The following is an 11426-nucleotide window of genomic DNA, read 5'->3' on the forward strand; positions in this document are numbered from 1 at the left end:
ACAGATGGCCACTGTTTTCTTTCCTTATCTTCAATTGATTCTCTTCATGCTAGATCAAATCAACTCCCACACAGCAATTTTGCGGTACACTGGGACACATGTGTTTATTTGATACTTTTTGTTGTTGTTCAAAAACGGTTGTGTGAAGGTATCGTGCAGAAATTACAGGATAAATAATGGAAACGTTAAGCGGGATCGTGTATGCACTTTGGCAGCATGATTTTACCCAACTCACCAATCCCGATGTCATCTGGATTATTTATGGTGTTATCTTTGTCACACTGGTGTTAGAAAACGGTTTGTTACCCGCCGCATTTTTGCCCGGCGATACTCTTCTGGTCCTTGCTGGTGCGTTAATAGCCAAAGGTGTTATGGGATTCTTTCCGACCATCATTTTATTAACTATTGCAGCAAGTCTCGGCTGCTGGTTAGGTTATTTGCAGGGACGTTGGTTAGGCCATACCCGGATCGTCAAGAACTGGTTGGCTCAGCTTCCTCTACAGTACCGCCAACGTGCCAATATCTTATTTGCCAAACATGGCCTGGCGGCGTTGCTCATCGGGCGTTTTCTCGCCTTTGTCCGTACTCTCCTGCCAACTTTTGCAGGTATTTCTGGACTGAATAATAAACGCTTTCAATTTTTTAATTGGTTAAGTGGCTTTTTATGGGTCATCATAATCGTGAGTTTTGGCTATATCTTGAATCAAATCCCTTTTGTCAAAGCGCATCAGGATTTGGTCATGAATATTTTGATGATCTTGCCTGTCATTCTGTTGATCAGCGGTCTTACCGCATCTCTATTGATGTATTGGCGCCACAAAAAAGCGTCATCAAGAAAACGTAAATGAATATATTGGTTATTCATCGCTATTTCAAAACCCTTTGTTTTCTCTGGTTATTAACTTATCAATCTTAAAAGTAAAACAATTAGAGTCCGCTCCGACAGGTATCATGATTGTCAATGATTTGAATTCTAAACAAATTTTGACAGAAAAATTAAGTAACCTTGAATAGAGTGGACTCTGTTACTGCAATAAACCGACATAGACAAGCGACAGCATGTTAGTGATATAGCCAAAAGCTTACATTATTCAGTCAGTAAGGACGGTTATTATGCAAAATCTCACTTTCCATCCTCCTGCCAAAGTCATTTTTGACAAAATTTACCGCATCTTCTGTAAGAAAAATGGGATGCTAAACGTGAAAAACTCCTGCAATATGCTGAACGTATTCGGAATTTCAACTTGATGCCAATCCAATACCGAATATGCTCAGAAAACTAAAACAGCAAGGTTTGATTGTGTTAGATGAACAGCAGGATATTACGCTTGCTGCCAGTAAGCGAACTTACGAAGCGTCCATCTGATATGCCAAATCTGAAGGAGGTAAAAATGGGTCAGCAGACAATCATTAAACTCGTTGATGGAAACCTTATGCCACAATTAGGGCTTGGGGTTTGGCAAGCGAGTAATGAGCAGGTTATTAACGCTATCCACACCGCATTGGAAGTAGGCTATCGTTCTATTGACACTGCGGCAATTTATCACAATGAAAAAGGCGTAGGGAAAGCATTACAAGAAAGCAATATTCCACGCGAAGAGATTTTTATCACAACCAAACTGTGGAATGATCGCCATCAGGATGCACAAGTTGCATTACAAGAAAGTCTGGATCGGCTAAAACTGGATTACGTCGATCTCTTCCTAATTCACTGGCCCGTGCCCCAGCAAGATAAGTATGTTGAAACTTGGAAGCAATTCATTGAGTTGAAAGAGTCGGGGCTGGTGCACAGTATTGGTGTATGTAATTTTCACATTGAACATTTACAGAAATTAATATCAGAAACAGGCGTCGCACCTGTCATCAATCAAATCGAACTGCACCCACTGATGCAACAGCGACAACTTCATTCATGGAATGCCACCCACCATATTACAACTGAATCCTGGAGCCCATTGTCTCGCGGTGGAAAAGGCGTTTTTGATCACCCCATAATTGAAAACCTGGCTGTTAAATATGAAAAAACACCAGCTCAAATTGTTATTCGCTGGCATCTTGATTCTGGCATGATTGCTATTCCCAAATCAGTAACACCTCACCGTATTAAAGAAAATTTTGCCGTTTTTGATTTCAAATTAGAGAAAGAAGATCTGGCTACCATCGCCAGGTTAGATATAGGTAAACGTCTCGGCCCCAATCCCGATACTTATAATCTGACTGTGCTCAATTTAGGATAGAACTCATATAAAATCTTAATGATAATCCAGAACAATAAACTAAAAAATCATGCCTGAATTCTGCTCCCTACAGAGTTCAGGCAGTTTAAATACAAAGTTTTTTATTCATGACTTTTTGTGATAGGTTTTCGTTTATTAATCTACGGTTTGAAATGTATTTGTATAATTTATTGTTTGTATCCGATATGAAATTATACTTTAACAATACTCAGTAGATTTGGTTATTTAATTGATAATGTATCTAATTGATAAAAATATGATTGAGAGGTGCTTATGTGGAACATATCTCCGCAAAGAGGACATATGCAATTTTTAGCTAATTTTATGTCACCTATAGAGGCTAATATTATCCTTGGCAGGATGTTATCTGAGGGTATCCACGCAAAAATAATCGATGAAGGCCTAGTATGGAATAACCATATGTATTCCCATGCGTTTGGCGGAGTAAAGCTACTGGTACATCGTTCTGACCGTAAGCGCGCTGAAGAAATACTTTCTAAGATTAACGATAACAAATATTTATTAGATGAAAAAAAACCTGACCTTGAAGCGCCTGCTTCAACACCACCAAAACGACCACTTTCTGTATTAATCAATTCCTTTTTGGTTATATTATTATTTTTTATGATTGGTATTGCATTACCATTAAAATTTAATTACCAGTTATCAAAACAGAGTTAAATATAAAATACCCCTGTATAATTCGCTGCTATATCAATAATTAAAAAACCAATCAAACTTATAAGAAATATAAATAATAACTATGTTTACTATCTATATACAAACCACGAGCTACTCTTGCTTTATTACTTTAAATAACAGAAAAAATAAACTGATCGGTGAAAACGTTATTTATAGTGATAAGCGTCATAAATATTTCCATGGTGAATTTTTAAAGAATTTTTAAATAGTATCAGGGTAAATGATAATGACTTACATAATAATTTCTCTATTAATGTTGATTCCTTTTTTCTTTATAGTAAAACGGTTCCTATTATCAAGCCATGTCCATTACAATGTTTTCGGAATTATACTAACGATATTAGCTATCTCTTTTCATATGTATGTTTTCCGTTTTGGGCATCCTCCTCTTGTTCATTCGGCACTTCCACATCATGCCATCATTTTTTATGGCTCCATCGCAGCAGCACTATTACATTGTCTGATCTATTCCATCTGCTTCAAGCTGTATTACGATGATAAGGATTTTTACGATGATCACTAAAAACAGCGCCATCCTGAGTCATTTCGCTCAGGCAACACCCTATCCTTCACCCCGAATTGTTTTCTGTTTTGGTATCCAACCCGGCTAGCGGGTGGAATTATCTACTCTGTCTTCTCCATCCGGTGATTTGGTATTAGCAGTCAGCAAATAAGGTGATTGCTGCCAACGGCTGGGGGCAAGTTGTAGTAAGTTATGAGCAAGAATAATCCCAATCGCCAATGCTAACAGCAGCATAACCCTGAGCAAATTAGTTGTGTTATCTACTTGCTTGGCTTCTGTTGCTAATCTGTGGGTATCCAACGTCAAACGGAGAAAACCTTTGGGTTTATTTTTGCCCGGTATGGGAACAACAATTTGTTGGTTAAAATAGCTGCCTGCTTTTTTACCATCCAAAGATAACCGCTCACGAACAGAGACAAGTTCACCACTTCGTGCGACCTGTGTTCCATTTTCCAGATAAACACTGGCATCCAGAATGCGGCTTTTGTTAGTCAAATAGTTCAGATTATCCATAATTTTCTTATTATTAAGATCCTTGCTACCGTTATCCATATAATCAGACAGACTGAATGCAACCTGTTTTGCCAACGTATTCGCTAAATCTTCAAACTGATCTATATGGGCTTGTTGCTGTGAACGGCTAAAATAGGAAACACCCTGCATCAGCAATACCAACAGGGCTATACATATTAAAATAATTGCCGTCTTGTGCAGCCGAAATTTCAGTTTTGCTTTACTCATAATTATCTCACTCCCAAACTCGTAATATTCCAATGTTGCCAGATGTAGTAGTGATAGGATAGTTTGAAAAGCATTTTTTACCTGCCAAAATTACATGGAATTACAGGAGCCAATATTCATGTCTAACAATCTGGCCTATCGTTATTTACCCGATGAAATCCATAAATGGCCGGGATTACCGTTATCCCTCAGTGGGGATGAAGTTATGCCACTGGATTACCGAGCAGGAGACAGTGGCTGGTTACTATATGGTCGTAACTTGGATAAACAACGCATCAGTGATTTCCAGCATCGTCTGGGAGCCGCCATCGTTGTCGTCTCCTCATGGCGCATTGATGATTATCAAGTTGTTCGCATCGCAGGAAGTCTTTCCCCACGCATAAAACGATTAGCAGATGAGTGTCATCTGGATGTTGTTCCATTGGGACAAATCCCACGCTTGCGTTCGCCAGGGTTATTAGTCATGGATATGGATTCAACCGCTATTCAGATTGAATGTATTGATGAAATCGCACGACTGGCTGGTGTTGGTGACAAAGTCGCTGAGATTACAGAACGGGCAATGCAGGGAGAATTAGATTTCTCAGAGAGCTTACATCAGCGGGTTGCCCAACTGGCTGGTGCTGATGCCACTATATTACAGCAAGTTATGGATACACTCCCCCTTATGCCGGGTTTGACCAGCCTTGTCCGTAAACTACAATCTCTGGACTGGCATGTCGCCATTGCATCCGGGGGTTTTACCTTCTTTGCCGATAATCTTCGCCAGCAATTACGCCTTTTTGCCGCAGTTGCCAATCAGCTCGAAATAAAAAATGGCAAATTGACAGGCAAAATCAAAGGGCCAATTGTTGATGCAAAATATAAAGCCACCACCTTGCTACGGCTGGCAAAAGAGTTGGATATTCCACTTAGCCAAACTGTGGCAATCGGGGATGGTGCCAACGATTTGAAAATGATCCGCAAGGCAGGATTGGGTATTGCCTATCATGCAAAACCGAAAGTATATACACACGCTAAAGTGGGTATTCGCCATGCGGATTTGATGGGTGTTTTGTGTATTTTAAGCGGCGGCTTAAAACACGAAGAGCGTTAAAATCATTTTTTATCTGCCCAGAGCAGTCATATCAGGGAGTCTACAGTGGCAAAAGCAGCAAAACGGGCGTTTGTCTGTAACGAATGTGGGACGGATTATCCTCGCTGGCAGGGGCAATGCACTGCATGTCAGGCATGGAATACCATTACAGAAGTGCGTTTGGCCGCAATTTCATCGTCTTCCCGCAATGATCGTTTCAACGGTTATGCAGGAGATACCGGAGTCAGTAAAGTACAAAAACTTTCCGAAATCAGTTTGGAAGAGCTGCCTCGTTTTTCCACCGGGTTTAAAGAGTTTGACCGTGTTCTGGGCGGTGGAGTCGTACCCGGTAGTGCCATTTTGATAGGTGGTAACCCAGGTGCAGGCAAAAGTACCCTGTTACTGCAAACCATGTGTCAACTATCTGAGCAGATGAAAACCTTATATGTAACGGGTGAAGAATCGTTGCAGCAAGTGGCAATGAGAGCACATCGGCTAGGCTTGCCGACGGATAAACTGAACATGTTGTCGGAAACAAGCATTGAGCAGATTTGTCTGATTGCCGAACAGGAGCAACCTAAGCTGATGGTTATTGACTCCATTCAGGTTATGCACATGGCTGATATCCAATCTTCACCTGGCAGTGTGGCACAAGTCAGAGAAACAGCGGCTTATCTGACCCGATTTGCTAAAACTCGCGGTGTTGCGATCATCATGGTTGGCCATGTGACAAAAGACGGTTCTCTGGCTGGTCCAAAGGTATTGGAGCACTGTATAGACTGTTCGGTGATGCTGGATGGTGAAGCCGATTCTCGTTTCCGTACTCTCCGTAGTCATAAAAACCGTTTCGGTGCAGTCAATGAATTAGGGGTATTCGCTATGACCGAACAGGGATTACGGGAAGTGAATAATCCCTCCGCCATTTTCTTGAGTCGTGGTGATGAGATCACCTCAGGCAGCTCCGTTATGATTGTCTGGGAAGGCACTCGTCCTTTACTGGTGGAAATTCAGGCTTTGGTTGATCACTCTATGATGTCTAATCCTCGTCGGGTAGCCGTAGGGCTTGAGCAAAACCGCCTGGCAATTCTATTAGCGATATTGCACAAGCATGGTGGTTTGCAAATGGCAGATCAAGATGTCTTCGTTAATGTGGTCGGTGGGGTAAAAGTCACTGAAACCAGCGCTGACCTTGCATTACTGCTCTCTTTGGTTTCCAGCTTTCGTGATCGCCCTTTATCCCGTGATTTAGTGGTATTCGGTGAGGTTGGGCTGGCCGGGGAAATTCGCCCTGTTCCCAGTGGTCAGGAGCGTATTTCAGAAGCGGCCAAACACGGTTTTAAACGGGCAATTGTGCCTTATGCTAATATGCCGAAAAAAGCATTACCGGGAATGAAAGTCTTTGGAGTCAAAAAACTGACAGATGCTTTATCTGTTCTTGATGAACTGGATGACTAACCATGAATATATGAGGAAACAGACGATATAATTTTTTATTTAATCATCGTCTATTTGCCTCATTCCGGGAGTAAGCTAGAAATTTAATTATTACTAATTTTATTTTTACCTTTCACAGTAAGCATGCTATGTTGTTTAGTATACTAAACAAGGAGGGTATATGGGACAGTTTGACTATTTAAAAGAGGTGATCAAAGAGGCGAATCACACACTACAGCAAATCGCTGATGCATGTGGTATGACAAAAGGCTACTTAAGCCAACTTATTAACGGCAAGATAAAAAGTCCGAGCGCACAGAAATTAGCATCTCTTCATCAATATTTAGGATTGGCGTACCCTATGGAAAAGAAAACTATCGGTGTCGTGTTTGGTAAATTTTACCCGTTACATACCGGGCATATTTATTTGATCCAACGAGCATCCAGCCAAGTCGATGAATTGCACGTCATTCTCTGCTATGACGAGTTACGGGATCGGGAGTTGTTTATCAATAGCTCAATGTCTCAACAGCCTACGGTCAGTGACCGTCTGAGATGGCTGTTACAAACGTTTAAATATCAAAAAAATATCCACATCCATGCTTTTGATGAACAAGGTATGGAGCCCTATCCACACGGTTGGGGATCCTGGAGCCAAAGTACAAAACGATTTATGGCCACAAAAGGCATCAATCCCGACTATATCTATTCCAGCGAAGCACAAGATGTCCCCTGCTATAAAGAGCATTTTGGTATTGAAACTATCCTTATTGACCCACAACGCTCATTCATGAATATCAGTGGAAGTCAGATACGACAGGCTCCTTTTCATTATTGGGAATATATTCCGACAGAAGTGAAGCCGTTTTTTGTGCGTACTGTCGCTATCCTTGGTGGTGAATCAAGTGGGAAATCTACGTTGGTAAACAAACTGGCGAATATGTTTAACACGACGAGTGCGTGGGAGTATGGGCGTGAGTATGTATTTTCTCATTTAGGGGGAGATGAGATGGCTCTGCAATACTCCGATTACGATAAAATAGCTTTAGGTCACGCACAATATATTGATTTTTCAGTAAAATATGCCAACAAAGTTGCCTTTATAGATACTGATTTTGTAACAACACAAGCATTTTGCAAACGCTACGAAGGGAAAGAACATCCCTTTGTTCAGGCAATGATTGATGAATATCGATTTGATCTGGTCATTCTCTTAGAAAATAACACTCCCTGGGTGGCAGATGGACTGAGAAGTCTGGGCAATGAACAAGAGCGTAAAGAGTTTCAGCAATTGCTTAAGAGCTTGTTGAAGAAAAATAACATTGATTATGTATGTGTTAACTCACCTGATTATGACCAACGTTTTCTTCGTTGTGTTGAACTTGTTCAGGAAATGTTAATGATATAATTCATGTTTATATCAATAGATTTCAAGTAGCCGCAATGGCAGATAAAGCAGATAAATAAGCACAGATAACCAAGCGGCAACTTGAAAAATTAGGACATATATACTAATAACTTGAACGGTTACCATATAATTATTAATTAAGATGATTTATTTTCTATAGTAATTTTTATTATTTCATGCTTTATTCTAAAACACTCTATAATTAAATATTTCATTGTGTTATTTTTTCGTCAGTAACAAAATAAATTGTGATAATAATATTTTTTGATGCTTAGGTTTTACTGTTTAGGCTTGAATTGTCGAGAAATAAGTCATTTAATTAACGGACCTATTGATTTATCTATATAAAATTCATTTATTATCAACAAAAACCACATAATTTCCGTGTGATTTTTATTAAGGATGGAGGTGATGTAAAAATATTAGCCTTTTAACATGAGTAAAATGACTTTTTTCCTTATTATAAAATTGGAATAAAAACAGAATAATTTATACCTTTTTATTTATGTTATCTTCTTCTCAGTAATAGCGGATATCATTAACAGTTGGCTCTAAGACTAAGAAATATCTCATTTATTATATAATAATTGTAAATAACAATTGACATAAGTTTTGTATTGTCGAGATATTTCATGCGTGAACTATTTAAATTTTCACAATGTCTTATTGATATTAATAAGCCGCCAATAAATTTAGATAACATATTTAAGGAAAAAGCTTTAACTTTTTAACCTAATTGTGTTGAGAATATGAACTTAAATCAATTTAAATCGATTGAAGTTATCAATATTTCATATGGTCTAACTGATAATACAGTTAATTATGAAATGATTTCAGACATCACATTTTCTATTATACCAGGTGAAATTACTTTGATAACAGGGCCGAAGACATCAACTAACAGCATATTGTTATCGATTGCTTCGGGTATGTTACAACCAGATCAAGGAGATGTATTAATCAATAATAACAAGTTAAAACTAATGAGTGATTCCGAGTTAGGTCAGTTTCATTCGGAAAATAGTGGTTTTATTTTTCAGGGTTTTAATTTATCCAGTGAGCTTACACTGTTAGATAACTTGTTATTATCCAACTCTTATGGGTTATCTCTTTCTCAAGAACAAGCAGTAAGAATTGCTCAGAAATCGTTAGATATTGTGAAATTAAGTGACAAGAGTGGTTACTATCCAGGAGAGCTTTCTGAAAACGAAAGACAACGAGCGGCTATGGCAAAAGCACTCATAAGAAGACCTGAGTATCTATTTGCAGATGAACCGACTCGTCACTTAAGCCATCAGGAATTAAAGATGTTTGTTGATATCTTTAAATTTATCGCACATGAGCAGAAAGGCACAGTAGTTATCGCTTCTCAAGATAAGCGCCTGATCCAATACGCTGATAGTATGATTACTCTAGAAAGAGGTAAAGTCATTAAAACTTATGAATCCTTTCAAGAGCAAAGAGTTATGGTGTCATAACTGTATGTTTCCTTAAAAGAGCAAAAACGGCCTGATATCAGGCCGTTTCTTATCTTAACTGAATATACCCGTCGTCTTTCAAGTTGTAGCTTTGTTAGCTTCGCTCCCTTGCCATCGCGCTGCACCTTGAAATCCATAGGGTATAAATCTTATTTACTGATTTTCTTATACTTAATACGATGAGGCTCCAGCGCTTCAGCACCCAGTGTCCGCTTCTTGTAATCTTCGTATTCGCTGAAGTTTCCTTCAAAGAAACTCACCTTACCTTCATCTTGATAATCAATGATGTGTGTTGCGATACGGTCAAGGAACCAACGGTCATGGGAAATCACCATTGCACAACCTGGGAATTCCAACAGCGCATTTTCCAGTGCGCGCAGAGTTTCGATATCCAGATCATTGGTTGGTTCGTCCAGCAACAACATATTACCGCCTACTTGCAGAAGTTTCGCCAGATGCAGACGACCACGCTCACCACCGGACAACTCACCAACGCGCTTGCCTTGATCCACGCCTTTAAAGTTAAAGCGGCCTACATAAGCACGGCTTGGGATCTCAAAGCTACCGATGCGCATAATATCCTGCCCACCGGACACTTCTTCCCATACTGTCTTCTTGTCATCCATGTTATCGCGGAACTGATCAACGGAAGCCAGTTTCACCGTCTCACCCAAAGTGATTGAGCCGGAATCCGGTTGTTCCTGACCAGACAACATACGGAACAGAGTTGATTTACCCGCACCGTTCGGACCGATAATCCCAACAATCGCCCCTTTTGGCAGAGAGAAACTCAGGTTATCAATCAGAACTCGATCACCATAAGATTTAGTCAGGTTACTCACTTCCAGTACCTTGTCCCCCATCCGTGGCCCAGGCGGAATGAACAATTCACTGGTTTCGTTACGTTTCTGGTATTCAACGTTATTGAGTTCTTCAAAGCGAGCCAGACGAGCCTTACCTTTGGCCTGACGTCCTTTCGGATTCTGACGAACCCATTCCAGTTCTTTCTCAATGGATTTACGACGAGCAGCTTCTGTTGAGGCTTCTTGTGCCAGACGAGCATCTTTCTGCTCCAGCCACGAAGAATAGTTACCTTCCCATGGAATACCTTCGCCACGGTCAAGCTCTAAGATCCAGCCCGCAACGTTATCGAGGAAGTAACGGTCGTGAGTAATAGCAACGACAGTACCTTCATAATCGTGCAGGAAGCGCTCCAGCCATGCTACAGATTCAGCATCAAGGTGGTTGGTCGGTTCGTCAAGCAATAGCATATCTGGTTTTTCCAGCAACAAGCGACAAATCGCAACACGGCGACGTTCTCCCCCGGACAGATGCTCAATTTTAGCGTCCCATGCTGGCAAACGCAGAGCATTAGCCGCTCGTTCAAGTTGGTTATCCAGATTATGACCGTCATGAGACTGGATAATCGCTTCCAGTTCGCCTTGTTCTTTAGCCAGTTTGTCAAAATCCGCATCTGGATCAGCATAAGCAGCATAAACTTCATCAAGACGTGTCAGTGCATTTTTAATTTCACTGACGGCTTCTTCCACCGCTTCACGAACGGTATGTTCAGGATTGAGTTTAGGCTCCTGCGGCAAATAACCAATTTTGATGCCCGGTTGTGGACGCGCTTCCCCCTCAATATCTTTATCAATACCAGCCATGATACGCAGTAAGGTCGATTTACCAGCACCATTCAGACCAAGAACACCGATTTTTGCTCCAGGGAAAAAACTTAAGGAAATATTTTTCAGAATATGCCTTTTCGGGGGAACAATTTTTCCAACCCGGTGCATACTATAAACATATTGAGCCAAAGTAATGTACC

At 40.3% G+C, this 11426-nt stretch carries 9 protein-coding genes; 7 read left to right on the forward strand and 2 right to left on the reverse strand.

Translation table 11 applies throughout. The features are described from left to right. The first annotated feature begins 176 nt into the window (after positions 1–176). The 3 genes from AAC852_RS18570 (at position 177) to AAC852_RS18580 (ending at position 2918) form a co-directional block, all read left to right on the forward strand. Positions 177–848: a DedA family protein gene (locus AAC852_RS18570; RefSeq protein WP_340622266.1), complete on the forward strand. Its 672-nt coding sequence runs from the start codon at positions 177–179 to the stop codon at positions 846–848. Between the two features lie 543 nt (positions 849–1391). Then, positions 1392–2237, forward strand: a complete 846-nt coding sequence (gene dkgA / locus AAC852_RS18575; protein WP_340622267.1) for a 2,5-didehydrogluconate reductase DkgA — start codon at positions 1392–1394, stop codon at positions 2235–2237. Between the two features lie 303 nt (positions 2238–2540). Beyond that, positions 2541–2918, forward strand: coding sequence for a putative signal transducing protein (locus tag AAC852_RS18580; RefSeq protein WP_340622268.1), 378 nt, complete (start codon positions 2541–2543; stop codon positions 2916–2918). Positions 2919–3546: 628 nt separating this feature from the next. On the opposite strand, the gene AAC852_RS18585 is transcribed toward AAC852_RS18580, so the two are convergent. Further along, positions 3547–4203 carry a YtjB family periplasmic protein gene (locus AAC852_RS18585; RefSeq protein WP_340622269.1) on the reverse strand — a complete coding sequence of 219 codons (657 nt, stop codon included), beginning with the start codon at positions 4201–4203 and terminating at the stop codon, positions 3547–3549. A gap of 118 nt (positions 4204–4321) precedes the next feature. Here AAC852_RS18585 and serB point away from each other — a divergent pair, with 118 nt between their 5' ends. From serB to AAC852_RS18605, 4 genes are all read left to right on the forward strand, one after another. Beyond that, on the forward strand, positions 4322–5299 hold the full coding sequence (gene serB, locus AAC852_RS18590) for a phosphoserine phosphatase (RefSeq protein ID WP_340622270.1): 978 nt from the start codon (positions 4322–4324) through the stop codon (positions 5297–5299). Positions 5300–5344: 45 nt separating this feature from the next. Further along, entirely contained in the window at positions 5345–6733 is a 1389-nt protein-coding gene (gene radA / locus AAC852_RS18595) for a DNA repair protein RadA (protein ID WP_340622271.1), read from the forward strand. Positions 6734–6893: 160 nt separating this feature from the next. Continuing rightward, positions 6894–8120 carry a multifunctional transcriptional regulator/nicotinamide-nucleotide adenylyltransferase/ribosylnicotinamide kinase NadR gene (nadR, locus tag AAC852_RS18600; RefSeq protein WP_340622272.1) on the forward strand — a complete coding sequence of 409 codons (1227 nt, stop codon included), beginning with the start codon at positions 6894–6896 and terminating at the stop codon, positions 8118–8120. 749 nt (positions 8121–8869) lie between these two features. Next, complete coding sequence (locus AAC852_RS18605; protein ID WP_340622273.1) at positions 8870–9598, forward strand: ATP-binding cassette domain-containing protein; 729 nt, start codon at positions 8870–8872, stop codon at positions 9596–9598. A gap of 149 nt (positions 9599–9747) precedes the next feature. On the opposite strand, the gene ettA is transcribed toward AAC852_RS18605, so the two are convergent. Then, positions 9748–11415 carry an energy-dependent translational throttle protein EttA gene (gene ettA / locus AAC852_RS18610; protein ID WP_340622274.1) on the reverse strand — a complete coding sequence of 556 codons (1668 nt, stop codon included), beginning with the start codon at positions 11413–11415 and terminating at the stop codon, positions 9748–9750. Positions 11416–11426: the final 11 nt, after the last annotated feature.

The organism is Xenorhabdus siamensis (genome assembly GCF_037996745.1).
GTDB classification, from domain to species: domain Bacteria; phylum Pseudomonadota; class Gammaproteobacteria; order Enterobacterales; family Enterobacteriaceae; genus Xenorhabdus; species Xenorhabdus indica.

Excerpts from the sequence above, each read along its gene's own strand:
- serB (WP_340622270.1), top strand. The coding sequence starts at position 4,322 with ATGTCTAACAATCTGGCCTATCGTTATTTACCCGATGAAATCCATAAA.
- AAC852_RS18585 (WP_340622269.1), bottom strand. The coding sequence starts at position 4,203 with ATGAGTAAAGCAAAACTGAAATTTCGGCTGCACAAGACGGCAATTATT.
- AAC852_RS18580 (WP_340622268.1), top strand. The coding sequence starts at position 2,541 with ATGCAATTTTTAGCTAATTTTATGTCACCTATAGAGGCTAATATTATC.
- nadR (WP_340622272.1), top strand. The coding sequence starts at position 6,894 with ATGGGACAGTTTGACTATTTAAAAGAGGTGATCAAAGAGGCGAATCAC.
- AAC852_RS18570 (WP_340622266.1), top strand. The coding sequence starts at position 177 with ATGGAAACGTTAAGCGGGATCGTGTATGCACTTTGGCAGCATGATTTT.
- dkgA (WP_340622267.1), top strand. The coding sequence starts at position 1,392 with ATGGGTCAGCAGACAATCATTAAACTCGTTGATGGAAACCTTATGCCA.
- AAC852_RS18605 (WP_340622273.1), top strand. The coding sequence starts at position 8,870 with ATGAACTTAAATCAATTTAAATCGATTGAAGTTATCAATATTTCATAT.